20 protein-coding genes, 2 tRNA genes and 1 other annotated feature are annotated in these 21,449 nt (G+C 28.2%); of the genes, 18 read left to right on the forward strand and 4 right to left on the reverse strand.

What is annotated here, in order from left to right; translation table 4 throughout:
• Window positions 1–37: 37 nt before the first annotated feature.
• Window positions 38–541 (reverse strand): 50S ribosomal protein L10, encoded by a 504-nt coding sequence (gene rplJ, locus JM47_RS00945; RefSeq protein ID WP_038102515.1) that lies wholly within the window; start codon window positions 539–541, stop codon window positions 38–40.
• A 67-nt stretch (window positions 542–608) separates the two neighbouring features.
• Window positions 609–708: a sequence feature (ribosomal protein L10 leader region), on the reverse strand.
• A gap of 310 nt (window positions 709–1,018) precedes the next feature.
• Here rplJ and mnmA point away from each other — a divergent pair.
• The 9 genes from mnmA (at window position 1,019) to JM47_RS00990 (ending at window position 11,054) form a co-directional block, all read left to right on the forward strand.
• Window positions 1,019–2,152, forward strand: a complete 1,134-nt coding sequence (gene mnmA / locus JM47_RS00950; protein WP_208895137.1) for a tRNA 2-thiouridine(34) synthase MnmA — start codon at window positions 1,019–1,021, stop codon at window positions 2,150–2,152.
• A gap of 403 nt (window positions 2,153–2,555) precedes the next feature.
• Window positions 2,556–3,995: a Vmc-like lipoprotein signal peptide domain-containing protein gene (locus tag JM47_RS00955; RefSeq protein WP_208895138.1), complete on the forward strand. Its 1,440-nt coding sequence runs from the start codon at window positions 2,556–2,558 to the stop codon at window positions 3,993–3,995.
• 182 nt (window positions 3,996–4,177) lie between these two features.
• Window positions 4,178–5,092 (forward strand): iron chelate uptake ABC transporter family permease subunit, encoded by a 915-nt coding sequence (locus JM47_RS00960; protein WP_208895139.1) that lies wholly within the window; start codon window positions 4,178–4,180, stop codon window positions 5,090–5,092.
• Complete coding sequence (locus JM47_RS00965) at window positions 5,082–6,083, forward strand: iron ABC transporter permease (RefSeq protein WP_208895140.1); 1,002 nt, start codon at window positions 5,082–5,084, stop codon at window positions 6,081–6,083. The genes JM47_RS00960 and JM47_RS00965 overlap by 11 nt, the downstream gene beginning before the upstream one ends.
• A gap of 181 nt (window positions 6,084–6,264) precedes the next feature.
• Entirely contained in the window at window positions 6,265–6,738 is a 474-nt protein-coding gene (gene rplK / locus JM47_RS00970) for a 50S ribosomal protein L11 (protein WP_038102519.1), read from the forward strand.
• A gap of 3 nt (window positions 6,739–6,741) precedes the next feature.
• Window positions 6,742–7,431: a 50S ribosomal protein L1 gene (gene rplA / locus JM47_RS00975; protein ID WP_038102520.1), complete on the forward strand. Its 690-nt coding sequence runs from the start codon at window positions 6,742–6,744 to the stop codon at window positions 7,429–7,431.
• A gap of 127 nt (window positions 7,432–7,558) precedes the next feature.
• Window positions 7,559–8,434: an energy-coupling factor transporter ATPase gene (locus JM47_RS00980; protein ID WP_038102521.1), complete on the forward strand. Its 876-nt coding sequence runs from the start codon at window positions 7,559–7,561 to the stop codon at window positions 8,432–8,434.
• On the forward strand, window positions 8,422–9,741 hold the full coding sequence (locus tag JM47_RS00985) for an ATP-binding cassette domain-containing protein (protein WP_051749428.1): 1,320 nt from the start codon (window positions 8,422–8,424) through the stop codon (window positions 9,739–9,741). Before JM47_RS00980 ends, JM47_RS00985 begins: the two co-directional genes overlap by 13 nt.
• A complete protein-coding gene (locus JM47_RS00990) occupies window positions 9,741–11,054 on the forward strand; it encodes an energy-coupling factor transporter transmembrane component T (RefSeq protein ID WP_038102523.1) in 1,314 nt (437 codons plus the stop codon). The genes JM47_RS00985 and JM47_RS00990 overlap by 1 nt, the downstream gene beginning before the upstream one ends.
• 418 nt (window positions 11,055–11,472) lie before the next feature.
• Here the strand turns inward: JM47_RS00990 and JM47_RS00995 are convergent, their stop codons facing one another.
• Genes JM47_RS00995 through JM47_RS01005 form a run of 3 tightly spaced genes read right to left on the reverse strand, consistent with a single transcriptional unit; the run spans window position 11,473 to window position 14,425 of the window.
• Window positions 11,473–11,694 carry an acyl carrier protein gene (locus JM47_RS00995; RefSeq protein WP_038102528.1) on the reverse strand — a complete coding sequence of 74 codons (222 nt, stop codon included), beginning with the start codon at window positions 11,692–11,694 and terminating at the stop codon, window positions 11,473–11,475.
• An 8-nt stretch (window positions 11,695–11,702) separates the two neighbouring features.
• Window positions 11,703–13,319: a DUF5452 domain-containing protein gene (locus JM47_RS01000; RefSeq protein ID WP_208895141.1), complete on the reverse strand. Its 1,617-nt coding sequence runs from the start codon at window positions 13,317–13,319 to the stop codon at window positions 11,703–11,705.
• Complete coding sequence (locus JM47_RS01005) at window positions 13,319–14,425, reverse strand: hypothetical protein (RefSeq protein WP_208895142.1); 1,107 nt, start codon at window positions 14,423–14,425, stop codon at window positions 13,319–13,321. The genes JM47_RS01000 and JM47_RS01005 overlap by 1 nt, the downstream gene beginning before the upstream one ends.
• 130 nt (window positions 14,426–14,555) lie before the next feature.
• Between JM47_RS01005 and JM47_RS01010 the strand changes: the two genes are divergently transcribed.
• The 9 genes from JM47_RS01010 (at window position 14,556) to JM47_RS01050 (ending at window position 21,336) form a co-directional block, all read left to right on the forward strand.
• Window positions 14,556–14,632: transfer RNA gene (locus JM47_RS01010), tRNA-Arg, on the forward strand.
• 56 nt (window positions 14,633–14,688) lie between these two features.
• Window positions 14,689–14,765, forward strand: a tRNA-Arg gene (locus JM47_RS01015).
• 136 nt (window positions 14,766–14,901) lie between these two features.
• Window positions 14,902–15,825 carry a glycosyltransferase family 2 protein gene (locus JM47_RS01020; RefSeq protein WP_038102533.1) on the forward strand — a complete coding sequence of 308 codons (924 nt, stop codon included), beginning with the start codon at window positions 14,902–14,904 and terminating at the stop codon, window positions 15,823–15,825.
• Window positions 15,826–15,839: 14 nt separating this feature from the next.
• A complete protein-coding gene (locus JM47_RS01025; RefSeq protein WP_208895143.1) occupies window positions 15,840–16,670 on the forward strand; it encodes an RDD family protein in 831 nt (276 codons plus the stop codon).
• Window positions 16,671–16,681: 11 nt separating this feature from the next.
• Window positions 16,682–18,937, forward strand: coding sequence for an ATP-dependent helicase (locus JM47_RS01030; RefSeq protein ID WP_208895144.1), 2,256 nt, complete (start codon window positions 16,682–16,684; stop codon window positions 18,935–18,937).
• Between the two features lie 47 nt (window positions 18,938–18,984).
• The gene (locus JM47_RS01035; protein WP_208895145.1) at window positions 18,985–19,341 is read left to right on the forward strand and encodes a restriction endonuclease subunit S domain-containing protein; all 357 of its coding nucleotides are present in this window, start codon (window positions 18,985–18,987) and stop codon (window positions 19,339–19,341) included.
• Window positions 19,278–19,646 (forward strand): restriction endonuclease subunit S, encoded by a 369-nt coding sequence (locus tag JM47_RS01040; RefSeq protein ID WP_208895146.1) that lies wholly within the window; start codon window positions 19,278–19,280, stop codon window positions 19,644–19,646. Before JM47_RS01035 ends, JM47_RS01040 begins: the two co-directional genes overlap by 64 nt.
• Entirely contained in the window at window positions 19,634–20,161 is a 528-nt protein-coding gene (locus tag JM47_RS03860; RefSeq protein WP_222702339.1) for a restriction endonuclease subunit S, read from the forward strand. The genes JM47_RS01040 and JM47_RS03860 overlap by 13 nt, the downstream gene beginning before the upstream one ends.
• Before the next feature lie 137 nt (window positions 20,162–20,298).
• Window positions 20,299–21,336 (forward strand): AAA family ATPase, encoded by a 1,038-nt coding sequence (locus JM47_RS01050; RefSeq protein WP_208895148.1) that lies wholly within the window; start codon window positions 20,299–20,301, stop codon window positions 21,334–21,336.
• The last annotated feature ends 113 nt before the right edge of the window (window positions 21,337–21,449 follow it).

Genomic DNA, 21,449 nt, shown 5'->3' on the forward strand with positions numbered 1-21,449 from the left:
ATTCCTCTATCTAAAGTGATATATAAATTAATTTGAATTATGATTCTTTCTTTTCAGCTACAGCTTTAAGACCATATAATACATTTCGTAATGGAGCTGTGAAGCAAGAAAGTAACATTGAGTATAGTCCTTCACGACCAGGGATCGCTGCGATTTGGTCGATCTTAGTTTTATCAGCAAATTTACCTTCAAGGAAGGCACCTTTGACTTTAACGAAATCAAATTCTTTTGCCACATCGTTAACAGCTTTAATAGCTGCAATTTCATCATCCATTGCAACAGCAACTGCATTAGGACCAGTTAGTTTGTCTTCAAAACCTTCATAAACATTAGCTTCTTTAAAAGCACGTTCTGAAATACTATTTTTTAAAACAAATAGTTTAGAGTTTGAAGCATGTAATACATTTCTTAATGCAAATACATTTGCTGCTGTTAATCCGTGGTATTCAAAAACGATAAATGACTTAGCGTTTTTTAAAACAGTTGCAATTTCTGCAACCTCTTGTTGTTTTTTAACAACATTTGGTCTAAGATTTGTCATTCTTTCTACCTCTATATTTTATTTTGGCAACATGCACAAGGCACTAAATATATTTTTTAGTAAGTGAATGTTAATTAAAATAACATTCATTTTAGATAATAAACCTCGGTAACAAATTAAGCCATTATTATAGCAGTTACTGTCTTTGGCATATTGCTAGTTAGAATTATACCATATTAGAGTATCTTTATTATGACTTATCTTAATATAGTAAAAGAATATATTATTTATAATAACTTATAGATTATTTATTAAATATATTAATAAGTGTTTAATTAAAAGATTTATAGTAATAAATTAAAGAGAACATTTAAAACTAAATTAAAACAACTTGTCAGACAAGTTAGATTTAAAACTAATTTAAAGATTATATAAGCATGAAAAAGTTATCTTTTTTGTTGGTTAATCATCATCTATAAAGATTTATAATAATACTACTTTATTAAAAAACTGTTGAAGTAGAGGGTAAAAAAATCTATGAAAGAAAAAGAACCAATTAAAAGAGTAGTAGTTGGTTTAAGTGGTGGGGTTGATTCTTCTGTTAGTGCTTTTTTATTAAAGCAACAAGGATATGAAGTAATTGGTTTATTTATGGTTAATTGAGATAGTGTTGCTAACCAAGAAACCAATTACTTATCAGACTCTAATAAAAAAGGATGTGAATCCCAACAAGACTATTTAGATGCTAAAAAAGTAGCTAAAAAGATCGGGATACCACTATATCGAGTTGAATTCATTAAAGAATATTGAGATCAAGTATTTGTTCACTTCATTAATGAATATAACAGCAACAGAACACCAAACCCTGATATTTTATGTAACCAGTTTATTAAGTTTGATAGCTTCTTAAATTATGCTAAAAAAACATTTAATTGCGATTATATCGCAATGGGCCACTATGCTCAAGTATCACATACTGATGATTTAAGCCACTTACTAAAAGCAGTTGATGAAAATAAAGATCAAACATATTTTTTATGTAATCTATCACAAGAACAATTACAACAAACTCTTTTTCCAATTGGTCACTTAACTAAAAAAGAAGTTAGAGCAATAGCGCAAAAGAATGGATTAATTACAGCTTCTAAAAAAGATTCAACAGGTATTTGTTTTATAGGGGAGCGAAACTTTAGAAACTTCTTAGCTAACTATATTCCTAACCAACCAGGAGATATAGTAGATATTATTACCAACCAAAAGGTTGGAGAACATAATGGAACAATGTACTATACAATTGGTCAAAGAAAAGGACTTAATTTAGGAGGGATGGAACAACGATATTTTGTTTGTCAAAAAGATATTACAAACAAAATCATCTATGTTTCACCATTAAGTTTACAAGATCAATATTTAATGAGTACTAAAGCTTATATAGAGAACGTTAACTTCATTGAACCATATAATGAATATGAACCAGTAGATGTAAGGTTTAGACATCGGGGTGAATTAGTTAAAGTAACTAGTTTTAAAATTATTAAAGATGATGTATTAATAACATATCAAAAAAGTAAATCAATAACTCCAGGGCAATATGCTGTTTTTTATCAAAACCATAAATGTATTGGGGGCGGGGTTATTAAAGCTACTAATGCTAATAACCAAAAGCTTTAGTTAGTTAGTTAGTTAGACTAATTGCTAATCTTATTTAACTTAATCAATATAAACATTAAAAAACCTTAAAAAAGACACTAAAAAGTGTCAAAAATAAAGGTGTTATTACCTAATAAATATATAATTATAAGATAGAGATATAGTAGCTAAGTGAAGCTACTATTTTTAATCCCAATCTAACTTCTATAATGTCCTAAAAAGTGTATCCATAAAACTATATATAAAAATCGTACTTTTAGGGATATGTAAAACATATATTTTTTTATCAATTGTGTTATCCTATAAGTGAATTCGTGAGTGAAAGACACAATTCGTATCTATTTATATAGAATATCTTATATAAAATATCAATATGAATTAATGGACAAAATCTGTCCATTAAAATACTAGAAAGGTAATACCTATGAAAACTAAAAAAACGTTTCAAAAACGTTTATTAGCTTCTGTTTTTGGAGCAGTAGCTCTAGCAGGAGTTGTTGGAGCAGTTGCCGCTTCATGTACTGACACTAAACCTGGTCAAGTTAATTTACAACTTTCACAAATTAAAGCAACTTCTGACGCAAGTTCTACTAAAGCTCAAGTTGGTCCAGATTATGAATTAGAATTAAGTGATAAGAACTCATTATTTAGACCTGCTATGACTGACCCATACAAAGCATTTGAAATGATTGCTAAGAATTTTGATGCTGCGGGATATAAAATTAAAGAACATGCTCCTTTAAAAGATAAAGGTTTTGAAACTTTCGAAGCATACGCAAAAGATGTTAACACAAAAATTAAAGCTTATGTTAGAGCTATTGCTAATTTAGATTCTATTAAAGCATTACGAGCAAAAAACACAACTGTTTTATACGCTGAAACTACAGAACAATTTGATAAAGATAATGCTGCAAAGATTGATAACTTCTTCTTCCAACAACCTACTTTATTCCCTATTCTATATGCTGATCCAGAATCTGAAACACCAGGATTTGGTATGCATATGCCAACACCAAACAGCCATAGTGCAGATAAATGATATGACAACTGATACGGAATTGGTGCTGCTACAAATAGTGACCCACAAGCAGGAAACACTTGAAGAACATCTTTATATGAAGGTTACAGAGGAACTGCAGACTTCATTTTCTACAACTATAACTCAAATAAATTATTAACTAACACAACTAAAGAACAATTTGAAGAATTATTCAAAAAGACAGTAAAATCTGACAAGATCATTCCAGTTGATTTCCAATTTGATTACGCAAGTATTTGAGGACCAGTTGGTACTATGTACTATGCTGAAGCATTTGCAAGACGTTTAGGAGCAACTGAACAAGAATTACAATCAGTTGCAAATCTTAAACCTGCAATTCCTAAAAAAGAAGAAATGGCTAAAATTAGACCATCAGGTGAAAATGGTGAAAATGTAAACCTTGCTGTTCACTTCTACAACTTATGAGATCATATGATTATGTTAGGAATTACACCTGACTACTCTCAAACAAATGATACTCAAGGTAAATACAAAAATGTAGCTGGAATTTTTGCTCAATACATTGATGAAAGCAAAACTGACTTTGTGTTATTAAAAGATAGAACTCCTACTCCTGAAGCAATTGCATCAGCTAAGTTATATGCATATGCAGCAAATGAATCTTATTGAAATAAATTCATTCAACCAAACCTTCCATCTGGTTCAACAGTTAAAGGTGTTTTAACAGAAAGAGGAGATACTGCAAAAACAACTACACCATTTGATCAATATTTATACAACAGAAAAACAAATACATTACACAAAGCTAAAGCTAAAGCTGGATATGAAGCTAAATTTGAAACTTGAAAAGGTAATGCAAGCTAATAACTCTTTTCTTAGCTAATTAATTATTTATGGCAAACTTTACTTTTGAAAAATTTAATGAAACAAAAACCGAAAGTATAAAAACAAGCCAACCAACAAATTTAATTCCAAAAAATAACAAATTCAATTGACGAATTGTTGTTTTTTGTTCTATAGCCATAATTTCTATATTTATCCTTATTATGTCTTCATTTTTTAATGAAGGTAAGTTGATAGATGTAAAACAGACTTTATTAAACATTACAATTAGTCCACACATTTATGCTGTTAAATTTATTGGTATTCCACTTGCTATTTTCTTAACATCAATAGGTTTTGCATTTAGTGGATATAGCATGCAAGCTGTTTCACGAAACCCTTTAGCAACTCCAACAACTTTAGGGTTTATGCCTGCAGCTATGCTTGGGATGTTGGTTTCAAAAGCTATTATTACTAGTGAAATTTATTTACCAGTAATTTTAGGAATATTATTTGCTTCAGCTATCATTGCTTTGAACTTCATAATGATGAAGGGAAATATTTTTGAAGCTGGATTTAAACCAATTCTAGTTGGTTTTGCGATTGGTGGAATGATGAATGGTGTCATCATTTTATTAGATCGTTTTGTAGATCAAATAAAGGTTAAAGAAATTGGTTTCCTTTACAACCCTATTAACTTTTATAGTGTTGTTCAACTTTATATTTGTGGTAGTTTAATTTTAGTTAGTGGTATTTGTTTTATGATAATGGCTCCTTATTATCAAATTATTGAAAGAGACGTTATCTTAGCTAAATCTCTTGGTATTAAAGTAGATTTAGTATTCTGAATGACTGGATTATTTGCAGTAATTTGTACTGTTTGTTCAATTATTTTAATAGGACCATTAACACTTATTGGAATGGTAACACCACATGTTGCTCGTATTCTAAACCCTAAAGGGCGAACTTGAGAAAATTTATTAATTTCAATGTTAATTTCTATTCTTTTAATCGCTTCATCAAGATGATTATTAGATACTTATACAAGTTTTAATATTAACTTCTTCTCATCAGTTGCAGCTTTACCTGTGTTTGGTTATATCTTCTTCTCAAAGAGGTATCGTAAACATGTTGAATAAAGATGCAATGCAAATGAAAAAACGAGTTTTCATTCCTTATAAACTTTTACCACTTACAACATTAATCGGTACTTTAGTAGCAATTGCTGTTATTTTAATTTTAATTATCTTTGTATCTACAGTTCCTTTAGATTACAACATTAGAGCTAAAACAGTTTCAAGAATTGTAATTCAATTAATTATTACTGGTGGTGCACTTGGTTCATCAAGTTATTTATTACAACGAATTGCTAAAAACCGTTTCGCTGATGTTTCTATCTTAGGTATTGGAACAATTAACTTGATCATTTTATGTGCATTAGCAATGAATGTTGATATCATACAAGCTAATGAATTTGAAAAACTTAAAAATCAAGAATCATATTCATTCATTATAGCTAGTTGCTTATTAGCCATTTTCTTCTTTTTAATTGCTCGTCAGCGTGAAAACTTCAATTACAAGAAATTAATATTAATGGGTGTTATTTTAACATTCTTCTTGTATGCGATGGCTCAAACAATAAAAGGATGATTAGATTTCCATACTGCTCAATATGTAGCTGGAAAAATTATTGGTACAGCATCACAACAAACTGATACTACTATTATAATTTCAGGAACTATCGTAATTGTAGGTTTAGTATATTTATTAATTAATTCATACAAACTACAATTGATTGTTACAAACCAACAATTAGCTAAACAATTAGGTGTTAAGATTAATTTCCACTTATTTATGACTTTAGCAATTATTGGGGCAATGGTTGGTGCTAGTTATTCTCTTTCTGGAGACTTTGTTTATATTGGATTAATTGCTGGAAATGCAGCGATGCGAAGACGAAATAATAATTTAGGATTTGGTACGATAAATGCTGCAATGTTTGGTATTATCGCTACTCTTCTAACTTATTGGATCTCAGTTCCATTAATTAATCTAGAAGTTGAAAAAGTTGGTGCATTAGTGCCAATTATCATGGGACCATACTTCATTTATCGAGTTATTCGAGCCTAAAAGAATTTTGCGACTACAAAGTCGCTTTTTCTTTTCTATATCTATTTTAGATATTGCTTTATTATAGGGTTTTTAGTATAATTTTAATCGTGTGTTGACTTAATACACTTTTATTAGCATGTGGAAGGATTTTAAATAATCCATTAAACCACGTAGCGAATATCAATTTTATATTTTAATTATGAAAGAGGTGTTGCGTGTGGCTCCTAAAAAGAAAGAAGTTACAAGAATCGCAAAATTAAACCTTATTGGTGGGCAAGCTAAACCAGGACCTGCTTTAGCTTCAGTAGGGATTAATATGGCTGAATTTACTAAGTCATTTAACGATAAGACTAAAGACCAAAATGGTAAAGTAATTCCAGTTATTATTACAGCTTATAAAGATAAATCCTTTGATTATGTAATCAAAACAACTCCAGTTACTTATTTATTAAAAGAAGCAGCTAAGATTACATCTGGTGCAAAAGATTCTAAAAAACAAAAAGTGGCTACAATTTCTCGTGAAAAAGCACTTGAAATTGCTCGTTACAAACTAGTTGATATGACAGCTTATGATGAAGAAGCAGCATTAAGAATGATTGCTGGTTCTGCAAAACAAATGGGTATTGAAATTGAAGGCGTTAGTCCTTATAAGCAAGAAAAGAAGGTGAACTAATGTATGGCAAAACTTTCTAAAAAATTAAAGGCAGCTTATCAAGATTTTGACAAACAAAAAGCATACCCATTACTTGAAGCTATTAAATTAGCTCAAAGCAAGTCAATTACTAAATTTGATGGATCAATCAATATTGCTGTTAAATTAAACTTAGATACTACTAAGGTTGAACAACAATTACGTGGTTCAATTTCATTACCACACGGAAATGGTAAAGCTGTTCGTGTATTATTATTAAGCGAAGATGTTACAAAAGAACAAGCAGCAGCTGTTGGTGCTGATTACTTTGGTGGTTCTGATTACATCCAAAACATTGAAAAAATGTTAAACCAAATTGATGTAATTATTACTAACCAAAAAATGATGCCACAACTTGCTAAATTAGGTAAGGTGTTAGGACCTCGTGGATTAATGCCAAACCCTAAGATTGGTACTGTAACTAATGATGTTCTAAAAGCAGTTGAAGAATTTAAAAAAGGTCGTTTAGAATACCGTACAGATACATATGGAAACATTCATATGGCAATTGGTCGTGTTTCATTTGACCCTGTTAAGATTGAAGAAAATGCAAATGCATTAATCAATTTAATTCGTGCTAAGAAACCATCAACAGTTAAAGGTCAATACATCCAAAACATTTCTGTAGCTCCTACAATGGGACCTGGTGTTAAGGTTGTTATTTCTAACAATTAATTAAAAAAGAACTCAACACAAACACCAAGCTAAAACTTGGTGTTTTATTTTCAATAAGGTGTATAAATATTAGTTATATAATATATAATTAAAACTTAAATTGCACCAGATAGGAGCTGATAAGTTAATGAGTAGTAATGAAAGAGAATATCATATTTCATCCCTAGACCAGGCAATTGATGCTTCTAAAACAGCTATTGAATTTGAAAATGTTGTTTTTTCATATACAGAAGATCGTGTTGTATTAAACAATGTTTCATTTAGCATTGATGCAAATGAATATGTATGTATCATTGGACATAATGGATCTGGAAAATCTACTATTTCAAAAGTATTAACAGGTTTACTTAAACCAGCATCTGGTGTAATTAAGTTATTTGGTATTGAAATTAGTGCTGTTAACTTAAAATATTTAAGAAACAACATTGGAATTGTTTTCCAAAACCCTGATAACCAATTTGTTGGGATAACTGCAGAAGATGATATCGCTTTTGGATTAGAAAACCGAAAAGTACCACAAAATAAAATGTGAGATATTATTAATGAAGCAGCAGGTGCACTTGATATTCAACATCTTCTTAAAAAAGAATCACTTGAACTATCAGGGGGACAAAAACAACGTGTTGCCATTGCTTCTGTTTTAGCAATTAATCCTAAAGTTATTATCTTTGATGAATCAACAAGTATGTTAGATCCTAAAGGAAAAAGTGAACTTAAGGATTTAATGGTTTCATTACGAGATGTAGCTAAAAAAACAATTATTTCAATTACGCATGATATGGAAGAAGTAGTTCGTGCTGATAAAGTAATTGTAATGAACAAAGGTGAGGTTCAATTTATTGGTAAACCAAAAGATATTTTTGCTGATGAAGATAAATTAGTAAAAATGAAATTAGATATTCCTTTTACTTTAAAATTAGCTAAATTACTAAAAGACAAGGGAATGAAAATTGATTTAACCTTAGATAATGAGGAGTTAATTAACCAAATATGTCAAAGTTAAATAATTCCTTTCTATTTTCATTTAAAAAAGCAAGTAAACCAATAAGAACTGTTGATCCTAATCTAAGTGTTAAAGTAAGTAATTTATATGCAATCTATGATGAGAAAGCTGAAAACCAATTAGTTGCCTTAAACAACGTTTCTTTTGATTTCTTAAAAAATAAAATCTATTTTATTATTGGAAACTCAGGATCTGGGAAAAGTACATTAGTAACTCATTTTAATGGTTTATTAGTATCAAGATATGGATATGTTCAAGTTGGAGATATTGTTGTTGGGGATCATTTTGATTTAACTGATAAATTATTAGCTGTTATTGATAGTAGAGATCATAAAGTTAATAACTTATTATGAAAGAACCAATTAGATCAATGAACCTTTTTAGTTTTATATTCTAATGAAGTAAATACACACCAAGCTAAGATCTTATTTGAAGCAATTTATAAACATAGACCAAAATCACTTTACTTTTTAAAGAATCCTGAATTTATTAAAAACCCTTATGTTCGTGCTAATACTAAAGTAGCAATTGTAAGGGTTAATAAAGATGTAATTTTAGAAATTAATGATAAATTAAGTTTTGATGACCTACAAGCTTTTGAATTTGTTAATAAACCAATTAAAACCAACTATAAGCGTTCTAAGAAATTAAAACGATTTAAAGATCTTCGTAAAAGAGTTGGATTTGTGTTCCAATTCCCTGAGTATCAATTATTTAAAGATACGATTGAAAAAGATATTATGTTTGGTCCAATGAACTTAGGTGTAAGTAAAATTGAAGCTAAAAAACGAGCTAAGATTTATCTTAACAAGTTAGGTTTAGATGATTCATATTTAGAACGTTCACCATTTGGTTTATCTGGGGGTCAGAAAAGACGGGTTGCCATTGCTGGTATTTTAGCAATGGAAAATGATGTTTTAGTTTTTGATGAACCAACAGCAGGTTTAGACCCAGCTGGTGAACAAGAAATGATGGATATCATTACTGATGCTAAAGCTAATAATAAAACAGTCTTTGTAATTACTCATACAATGGAACATGTTCTTGAAGTAGCTGATGAAGTTGTTTATATGGATCAAGGTGAAATTATTAAGCACGGAACACCATATGATATTTTCTTTGATGATGAAATCATTAATAACTCATCAATTCAAGTACCAAGAGTAATTGCTGTTATTAAATCATTACTTAAAGCTGATCAACAAAAATGAGCTCCGCTTATAAATGAATTTAAACCTAAAACAGTGCAAGAGCTAGCTGAAGCTATATCTACAATTAATAAACAAACAAAAAGGAGAAGTAAATAATGAGTTCAAATGCTTATATATTTAGAAGATCTCCGATTCATTCGCTAAACCCAGCGATTAAGTTTGTTTCATTTATTTTATTGATTGCAATGATCTTTTTACCATTAGGTTTTTTTGCTCAGATGATCATTGGGACTTTTATTTTAATAGTTTTCTTTGTAGCTAAATTACCAAAACGAATTTTATGAAATATTTTAAAGTCCGTACTGTTCTTGTTTGCTCTTCTATTGTTGATCAACTGAGCAACCTATAAAGATCCAGCTGCTATTTATGATATAAAAAGTCAAGCTAAAGTTATTTTAGGTTCAACACAATGAATTAATGGACCAATTTCATATCCACAATCTTTACCAATTAATGATAATAATCCAGCATCACTAACCAATAATTTAGTATCAACTATTTGGGGTGGAGAAATTAAAGGTTATTTAGATGCTAATACCATTAAAAACTTAATTAACCAACCTAATTATGGTATTGATAAGTTTTTAATTGAAAACAAGATTAGTGCATCTAGAGTTGATAATGTTTATAATGCATTAGCTAATAATGTTAAAGCTAACTATCTTAATTACTATGGATCTGAAGCTTTTGAATTAGCAAACAAAAAGAGTCTACCAATTGCTCATTTAGCTCGATATATGTCAACAACTCCTTGAACAATTAAAGGAATTAAACACTTTGGATTAGTTTTATCTGGAGTTGGTGATAGTGTTGGTTTAGCTAATACAGCTATTTATTACACACGAAGTGTAGTTGCACTTTCTCCAATTGCTTTACAATTAGCAATTTATATTTCTATTAAGATTTTCTTAATGATTACTTTATCTTCAATTCTAACTTCAACTACTTCATCTATTGAATTAACTAATGGATTAGAAGATTTATTAAGTCCTTTAAGAATTTTAAGATTACCAGTTTCTGAAGCTTCAATGATGATAGCTATCTCACTTCGTTTTATTCCATCATTATTAGATGAATCAAAACGAATCTTAAATGCTCAAGCCTCTCGTGGGGTTGACTTTAATAATGGTGGACCTCACCAAAAGATTAAATCATTAGTTTCTTTAGTTGTACCACTATTCTCAATTGCATTTAAAAAAGCTGATGATTTAGCAAATGCAATGGAAGCTAGATCATATAACCCACGATATGCAAGAACAAGATATCGTTCATTCCCATTAACAATCATTGATTTCTTACAATTTGCTATTTTATGTATTGTTGTTGGTTTCTTGATCTCTTTAGCTGTAATTAAGCTTTATTTCACACCATTTGGTTTATTTGAAGCTTCTGCTCTTTTCTTAAAATAACAAAAAATATAACTAACTATAAGCGATTAATTGTGCTTATGGTTAGTTTTTGTTTTATAGTGAATTAAATGATATATTGGTTTAGTTTTGAATGGTAATTAGTACTTTTTAATATAAAAGGTTGGTTTAGTATTTAAGTGTTTTTGAATATATACTTCATTAACTAAAACTCTAAGGATGTTTTGAATTGTTGGTTTTGATAGGGTTGGAGTTAATTTAATAATCTTAGAATCTACTACTTTTTAACTTGTTCTAGAGTACTAGATTTCTTAGTTTGAAATCTTTAATTAAGCTAATTTGTTTTTTGTTTTGTGTAATAATACTTTCTAAACCATCTACTAATATTCACTAAATAGAATCAAAAATAACACCACTTTTAAAAAGTAATGTTATTAGTTAATGTAAATAAAAGTTAGGCTTAATGTTGTTCAAAAGCTCTTATTAAATCTCCTAAAGTTCTAATCTTTAAGATTTCACTATCATCTAGTTGAAAACCTACTTTATCTTCAACTTTCATAATTAAATTCATTGCAGCAAGAGAATCAATACCAATGTCTTTTAATGTAACATTTTTATTGTTCATATCTAGATTGATTTTATGTTCATTAGCTACTTGTTTAATAATTGCTTCAATATTCATATAATGATCTAACTACCTAATTCAATAACAATTTCATCATAGAACCGTTGTTCATTTTCTAGATTGTAATTGTCTAAATATCAATTAATAATTATTATAATACTTTTTAAATCTTGACTTAATTTATATTTGATATTTACTCTTAAATGCTTACTTAAATGTTTGAATTCTGGATAAGATAAAATAGCAGATCGCATGATTGATTCAATTTGACTTTTAAATTTATCTTCATCAAAATTAATTGCTGCATCATAACTATTAAAATATTTAGATCAATTGATTAATTGATAAAAAACTGGGTTGTTATTTAATGAGTTAACAAGATTAAACCGTTTAATAGGAATTGTTTTAATAACTTCTACTTCTTGTTTTTGTTCTTTTTCTTTAGTTTCATCGTTTTGTTTATCAAACGGGTTAATGGTTGGTTCATTATTAGTTGGTGTACTTTTTGGTTTAGTTTGTTTATGTGTGCTTGTCTGATGGTTTTTAGGTTTTGTGCTAGTTGGTTGTTTAGATGGATCAAACGATTTATGAGTTTCTGAGCTAATTGTTTTAGGTTCAGAACTTTTTATTTCTTGGTCATTATTTGGTTGAGTATTTTCTAGTTTTGCTTGATTATCAGATTGGTTTTGGTTTTGGGTAGATTCTGGTTGTTGTTGTTGTTGTTGTTGTTTAGGTAATTGATTAACAATAGTTGTTTGTTTATCTGATTCCTGTTTGTTTTCTATTTTTGTTGTAGAATGATCAACTTGAAGATCAGATTTAGTTGGTGGTTGTTTAATTGTTGGTTGTTTAGGTTGTGTTTGTTCGGTTTGTAAATTGATAACTTTGGTTTGTTTAAGATCAATTTGTTTAGTATCAGCTGTTTCTAATTTTTGACTAATAAACTGTTCAGTTGTCTCATTATAAACTTTAATACTATAAACTCTATAAGCTCGTTTTTTACTTAAGTTTTTAAACTCATAAATTAATTTATTAGTTTTTGTTTCTGGTTTTTGTAGTAAGCTTTTATATAACATATTTTTATCATCAATTAATTCTAGATAAGATTGGGAATTAATTGGTTGTTTTGTATTAACTTCAACAACTAAATCAATACCAGCTGCTAAATCATCTTGATTATATAATAATTGTTTAATGGTTGGTTTTTGGTTAATATGAGTAATATCTTTATTAACTAATTGATTACTATCTTTTTGAACCTTAATTACATCTTCTTTAATAACATGTGGGTTAAATACTTCAGTTTTTGGATTCTTAGGAGTTGGTGCTTGTTCTTTGATGATTTGTTTTTCAGCTTGTTTTTGTTTTGGTTCAATTGTTTTAACTGGGACATTAATATAAACAGGTGGTTCTATTTTTTCTTCAGGTTGTGGTTTTAATTCCTGTTCTTTATCTTGTTTTATTTCATCTTTTGGTTGTTCTTCTTTTATTATTTTTGGTTGTTGGTTTTTATCTTGATTTAAAGATTTCTTGTCATCATTCTCATCGCTTAAATTTTCTTGTTTCTTAGGATCTTGGTTTTGTTTTGGTTTTAGATTAAAAACAATACCAAGTGCAGTTGCAACCCCAATAATAATTAAACAAAAACAAGCTACTAAAGCACTTTTAAGTCGCTTTTTCATTACTTAACCTCTTTAAAGTTTTCATAATCATCAATCTCAGCTTTAAAAACTTTAATAATTGGTTTATTAAGAGTAGTAAAATCATTAGTAAAATTTAAGATAAATTCAATGTAATGGTTTTTAGTTGTTGAATAGTTAGTAATTAAAAATACTTTAAGTCTTGCTTTTTGTTTTTTAGGTAATCAGATCTGTTTGCTTGCACGCTCATCAAATACTAGTTCATCTTTAATAAAGTCATAAACCATTCCTTTATCAATTTCTAATTCAATATAGTTATTTTTAACCATTCTTTCTAAATTTAGTTGAGCGTGCGTTCATTTTAGTGATTTTTGCTCATTAGCTAGATTTCAATAAGTTAGTTCATAAGCTACTTCACGTAAAGCAATTCTCATCTCAGCTGGTTGATAATGACTTAAATAACTAATTCATGGTAGTTTTGTAACTGCTTTATTTTTAGTTAATCTAAGAGTTCGATGATCAATATCATTATCATGATCTCACCATAAATCAGAATAAGATTCATTTGCAGTCACTTCTTCTTCATTATTAATTTCACTTATATCAAAGAAGTTACTATATAAATAAGAAGCATTTGCTTTTGATCATCTAATATTTAGTTGGTGAGTAAAAACAGCTCAATCAAAAACAGTTGATGTTTTAACATCAGAGTTAATAACATGAGGGTTAACTGCAATATTAAAACTAAAGTTAAGCCGTTTCTTATAAACTGGTTTATTAACTAAATTAACCTTTCTTAGATCAATTCGCATACTTGATGTATATAATGTCTTTTTAGCTGTTGGTAATGATAAATTAGTTTGATAACTTTGGCTTGTTAACTCTTTAACTGGGATATTATTAAAATCTCCTAATGTTGAACTAACATTGATCACAAAATGATTAAGTGGTAAATGGTAGTTATGGATTACTTCAAAATCCACTTTAACTTCTAAAACTTCATTCTTGATCTCTATTTTAACCTCAGGTATATAATTAGTTGATGCATAATGATAAAATAGTCGATCATAAATATCGATGCAATAATTTGATTTAGTTTGACGATTATTAGTTGATATATATTGAATATTAGCATTATTAATGAACATAAAAGTATTGTGTAAAAAGATATTACACCCTCCTCATATCCCTAATTCGAGTAAGCTTTAAAGAATTTGAACAATTAACTCATTTTTTTATTCTATTAACTTATTTGTTTTGGTATAATTGTAGAGTTATGCACCTGTAGCTCAGTAGGATAGAGCATACGCCTTCTAAGCGTACGGTCAGGGGTTCGAATCCCTTCAGGTGCGCCATTAAAATTCATTTTGTGCCATCAAAAGTGGCACTTTTTTGCTAAAATATAGCCATTGCACCCATAGTTCAATCGGTTAGAATATATGCCTTCGAAGCATAGGGTTGGGAGTTCGAGTCTCTCTGGGTGCGCCATTATTAAACAATATCCTCCTTTCAAAAAGAAAACTAGGTTGTGATGGACCTAGTTTTTTATTATATTTATGTACCTTTATTAGCTTATATTGCATATAATTTAAATAAAGAACCAATTAAGATTGGAATTTAGGTTATGTTATTATCAATTCTATTTCATGTCTCTAAGAATGCAAACCATCTACAAGCTAATTTATCAGGTTTTTTAGACTTTGTACTAAAACATCCTAAGCAAGTTGAATTAATTCTAGTTGATGATGCATCTGATTCGCAAGTTTTAAGAATTGTAAAGCAAACTATTGATCCTAGTAAGCATAAAATTAAATACATCTACTTAAACCATCAACTTGGTCATGCTTATGCTTATAATTTAGCTACTAAGCATGCAAGAGGAAAATATGTTTGATACACTGGTAGTTTTAATGTCTTAAACAGAGATCTCGAAGATTCATTACTTAAACAAGTCCATGAAGACTTTGATGTGATTAGTTTTAATTTAGCAGATGATGTTAATAAAGCAACAACAGCAGTTCATACTACATTTAGTCCTGAAATGATTATTAATTATTGAGAATCAATTTCTAATAAAATCATTAATCGAGCTTGATTAGTGGCAAATGATATTTCATTTGCTTATGGTAAATGATTCCCAGCTCTTTTTAACTTTGCTCTTTTTAAAAACTTTAAGACTTGAAAACATATGGATGCTTGTTTATTAGCTAATACTAAACAAGATTGTGTAATCTATAACATTTATGATTTATTACAACAAATTAAACCCCTTTATCAAGCTTTTGTGAACAATAGTTGAAAAGATGTTTATAATCAAGAACTATGTTATTGAGCCACAGGGATTTGTTTACATACATTTATGCGACAAATCTATAAGATCTACTCTAATGAAGATGTAGATCAAATTAAAGATAAAGAACAGTTGAATATTATCCAAAATGCTTGTGAGAATGCTCTTAAGTATTTACAAACATATTTTTCTAACTATGCATCTAATAAGTATGTAAAGAAATATCAAAACCGTTTATTTAAATATTTTTTAAAATAAGAAGGAGCGTTTAAGTGTCTTTAGATGATTCACAACCAATTACAGTAACTAATGATGAATTAATAGAAAATAAACAACAACAAGAAGAAGAAGAAGAAGAAGAAGAGTATGAACCAGCCAGAGCACTTAAACGCTTTGGTGTTGCTTTTTGTGACTTCTTGTTTGTTTCATTAATCTGTTTTTGTATCGTTTTCTTATTTTTTATTAATTCAGCTTTTAGTATTAAGGATCTATTTTCTAAACTAGATCCTAATAATATTAAAACCCCAGAACCTTGAAGAATCTTTATGATTACAGTCAGTTCTTTTATTATTTATAATCTATACTTTTGAATCATCCCTTTATTTAATAAGGGAAGAACCTTGTTTAAGATGATTTTTAAGTTAAGAGTGATTAGTACAATTAAGCAGAATTGTACTAAAACCCTGGCTTTAGCTTTGTTTAAACATAATTTATTAACTTGGTTTATTTTTATGTTAATTAGTTTATTAATAACTAGTTTTACTTTTATTTTTAAAGATAATCCTAAACTTTATTTAGAGTTTGTGCAAAGTTCAATTAGTTTAAGTTCATCAAAGAATACAAGTTCTACTTTAGTTGAAATCTTAAGTGTATTAACTAAATCATTGTATTCAATTACAGGTTTAATTTCTTCAGTTGTACTTATTCATATGTTTATGAATTCTAAAAAAACAGCTTTACATGATCAAATTGCTAAAGTGGTTGTTTTAGACTTAACTAAAGAACCAACTTACAAAAAACCAACAAATCCAGATAACCCACTTAAAAAGCATAATAATTTAAAACAATTTGCTACTGAATTAGATAAGATAAACAATAAATAAGGAGTTGTAGTATGTCTACTAAGATTGATTATTCAAAACTTAATCCCGAACAAAAAGAAGCAGTAACAACCCCAGCTGATGCACAAGTTTTAGTTGTAGCAGGGGCTGGAACTGGGAAGACATCAGTGCTAACTCAACGAATCGCTTATTTAATTGCTGAACTTAATTTTGACCCTAAAAAGATCTTAGGGTTTACTTTTACTAATAAAGCAGCAGATGAAATGAAAGAGCGAGTTAAAAAAACTATTCCAGTTAGTTTACCGCACCTTGGTACTTTTCATTCAATCTGTATTAAAATCCTAAGAAAAGAAATCCATTTATTAGATTACAAACAACAATTCCAAATTGTTGATGAAGATGACCAAGAAGTATTAGTTAAAGAAATTATTGATGAACTAGCTTATGATAAAAAAGAATATAAAGCTAAGGATTTAATTTCATTATTTTCTAAATTAAAATCAATGCAAGATTATAGTGGATCTTTATTAGATGATCAATCTAATTGAATCCGATTTAATATTAAAAGTAGAAACTATGCTCGTAATCTAACTAAAGCTTTTAGATTATATAATGAACGATTACATCGTTTTAATTACTTAGACTTTGAAGACATTCTTAATTTCACTCATAAGATCTTAAGTACTAATAGTGAAGTATTAGCTCATTGACAAGATCAATTTGACTATATATTAGTTGATGAGTTTCAAGATACTAACCCAATTCAATATGAATTAGTTAAATTATTAGCTAATAAACATAAACGTCTATTTGTAGTTGGTGATCCAGATCAAATGATCTATTCATTTAGAGGGGCTAAACAATCAATTATTAATCAATTTAGTAGTGTATATGAAAATGCTTTAGTAATCGTACTTAAAACTAATTATCGATCAACTCAACAAATATTAGATGCAGCTAATCAATTAATTAATGTTAATACACGATTAATTAAAAAGGAATTAGTAAGTTTTAGTGGATCTGGAAATAAACCAAAATATCACAGAGCTGATGATTCAATGAAAGAAGCAAGTTGAGTTGCAAATGAGATCAAAAACTTATTAAATCCAAATAATAACTTTAATGCTAAACCACAAGAAATAGCTGTTCTATATCGATCTAACTATTTAAGTCGAGAAATTGAACAGGCGATTATTCGTGAAGGAATTAATTACAACATCTTAGGTGGTTATAAATTCTATCAAAGAGAAGAAATCAAAGACATCATGGCTTATTTAAAAGTAGTTAATAACTTTGATGAACTATCTTTATTAAGAATTGTTAACAAACCAAGACGGGGCATCTCAAACGATTGTTTTTCTAAATTAAAGAAATATAGTCAAGAACAAGAAATAGAAATGGTTCAAGTTTTTGAACAAATTGAACAATTAACTGATTTCTTTGGAGCAGCTCAAATTAAAGCTGTTAAAACATTTTATGATCAAATCCTAACTATTAGAATTAAAAATGCTAACCAATCATTTTTAGATTTAATAGATTTAATTACTGAAACTTTTAAATATAAAGATTTCTTAGAAACAAATTATCCAGATAAGTATCAAGATAAAATCGAAAACATTGATTCATTAAAGAGTGCTATTGATTATTTCTTAAACAAAAACAATGATGCTACATTAACTGATTTTATTAATGAAGTAGCTTTATATACTGCTCAAGATGATACAAAAATTAAAGAAGATGCAATTACATTAATGACTGTACATACTTCTAAAGGTTTAGAGTTTGATTATGTTTTCATCATTGGAATGAATGATGATGTATTCCCATCTCGTAGAGCAATCGAAGAAGATTATAAAGCACTTGCTGAAGAGCGAAGAATTGCATATGTTGCTTTAACTAGAGCAAGAAAACAACTTTATTTATCTTCATCAAGTGGTTATAGTTTTGTTAATAAAGTTAACAAAACAGAAAGCCGTTTCATTAAAGAAATGGGTTTAAATAATTTAGATATTGTTAAAAGTAACTTAATAACTAACAAACCAGCTAGTATGTCTTATTCTGAATACATTAAACAAGAAGAAGAGCGAAGTTGGTTTGATACCCAAAAGCGTAATGAAGCAATAGCCGCTAATTACTATGATGATTTAGAAAATAATTATGTAGTTGGTGAACAAATTGTTCATGATGTTTTTGGTATAGGAACAGTAATTGATGTGATCGATGATCGAATCAAAATTTATTTCACTAAATTAAACCAATCTAAAGAATTAGCATATAACCATAAATCGATTAAGCGAAAAAGTGCTTAATTAATTTATTAAGTTTTATATATTTAATTGGTATTTGGAGTAAAAATATGGACAAGAAAATTGTTCTAAGAGAGAGAGAGAGAGAGGAGTTAAGGTTTAAGGGGTTTGATAATCAATGAATTAAAAACAAACTAGCTTCGTTGGCTACAATTTCACGAGGTACATCCCCCTTACCAATCAGTGATTATATAACATCTTCAGAAGATGGAATACACTGGATCAAAATTGGTGATGCTCCATCATTAGGGCATTTTATTGAAAAAACTTCTGAAAAGATCAAACCATCAGGGATAGGTATGTCTTTAGAAGTTTATCCGAATGATTTGATTTTATCAACTCAATGAGTTTTGGTAAACCTTATATATCTAAGATTTATGGATGTATTCACAACGGGTGATTACTAATTCGTAGTAAAGATAATAGAATTAATTCATTTCTTCTTTGTTATTTACTATCTACACAACAAATGTTTAAACAATATAAAAGCTTAGCTGTTGGTAGTCTTGTAAATAACCTTACAATTGATATTGCTTCAAATATTGAAATTTATACCCCTAACGAATCTGAACAACAACAAATTGGAGAATTATTCAAGAATTTAGATCAATTAATTCAGTCTAATCAAAATAAACTAGATAAACTTAAAGATATTAAGAATGGTTTATTAGATAAGATGTTTCCTACAATTAAAATGATATTCCAAATCTAAGATTTAAAAATTTCAAAAACAAATGGAAACATCTACAAATTAGAGAAATATTAAAAACGGTTGGTTTTCAATCGTATCAAAAATCACCAGAACATTATGGAGATTTTCCAATAATTCAACAAGGTAATAACGCAATACAAGGTTATGCTGATGGTTCGCCTTTTTGAAAGTACAAAGATATAATAATTTTTGGAGACCACACATTATCTTTATATAAACCACAAAAACCATTTTTTATTGCATCAGATGGTATCAGACTTTTAAGAAGTATGAATGAAATTAATATAGATTATTTGTTTTTTCTTTTAGAAAAGAATATGCCTGCACCTGAAGAATATAAAAGACATTTTTCTATTATTTCTGAAATATATGTTTCATTGACATTAAACACTCTTGAACAACAAAAAATCGCCAACTTCTTCATTCAACTAGACAATTTAATCTCACTTCAATCTAAAAAAGTCCAAAAACTAAAAGATATTAAAAACGGATGTTTAAATAAGATGTTTGTTTAATTTTTATAAAATATAAATTATTAGAATAGAAGGAACTATTTCCTTTTTTCTTTCCTTATCGTGTCCCATAAAATAAAAATCTGTCCCAAAGTGTTAAAATATTATTAACGAATTAATAGGAGAGATACAACAATTTTATGAAAAAGGCACAAGTTATTAACTTAATAAAATATCATACTGAAGAGAATAATATTGCATTTAGAGATCAAGCATATGAAATTGCTGATGAATTTGAAAAAAATGGAGATTTAGAACTAGGACAATATATAATGGCTCTTCTATCATCTACTAATACATTTGTTGCTAGAATGAATGAGCATGATCTAACATTTTTAAAGAAGATGGAAAATAGTAGCGATCCATTAAGATTCCCAGAACAAATTAAAGATGATGTAATTGGTATTATTAATGCAATTGAACATAACTTTGGTGTTAATAAGTTTTTGTTTATTGGTGATCTGGGAACTGGTAAAAAACAAATAGCTAAACAAATATCTAAAATCTTAAATAGAGATTTACATATTGTTGATTTTAATATGCTTGTAGATAATAAATTAGAACAAAGCATAAAAAACATAGCTACTTTATTTGATCAGATTAATAATAACATTAATCCTAATAAATCAATTATCTTGTTAGATGAAATAATACCAATTGGATTAGATCCATTAAATTGCAATGATTTAAGAGAAATAAGAAGAGTTACAAATGCTGTTGTTAAAGGTTTAGATTCGCTTAATGAAAATGTTTTATTAATAGCTACATCAAATCTTTATAAACATTTAGATAAAGCTTTAATTAAAAGATTTGATGCTGTAATCGATTTCAATCGATACAGTAGAGAAGATTTAATAAAAGTTGCAGAAATCTTTTTAGATTTCTATTTATCTAAATCATTATCACTTACAAGAAATATTAGAATCTTCTACAAAATCATTAATTTATTTGACAAAATCCCATATCCTGGTGATCTTAAAAAGATCATTAAAACATCAATTTCATTTAGTAATCCAAATGATCAGTTTGACTATTTAAGAAGATTATATTTAGCAGTTACTAATTCAAGTTCAAAAGATCTAAAAACATTACAACAACAAGGTTTTAGTATAAGAGAAATAGAAATATTAACAGGTATTTCTAAAAGCCAGGTCAGTCGTATTTTAAGTAGTAGTTAACTATTAATGAGATTACTAACTAAAAACAAATAAATCACTTCAAAATTCTTTAATCCTTAAATATCATCGATTAAATTATTTATCTAATAGGTTGTATTTATCATCTAATTAAA

Origin of the sequence: Ureaplasma diversum (assembly GCF_000941095.1) — a bacterium.
GTDB lineage: Bacteria > Bacillota_I > Bacilli_A > Mycoplasmatales > Mycoplasmoidaceae > Ureaplasma > Ureaplasma diversum.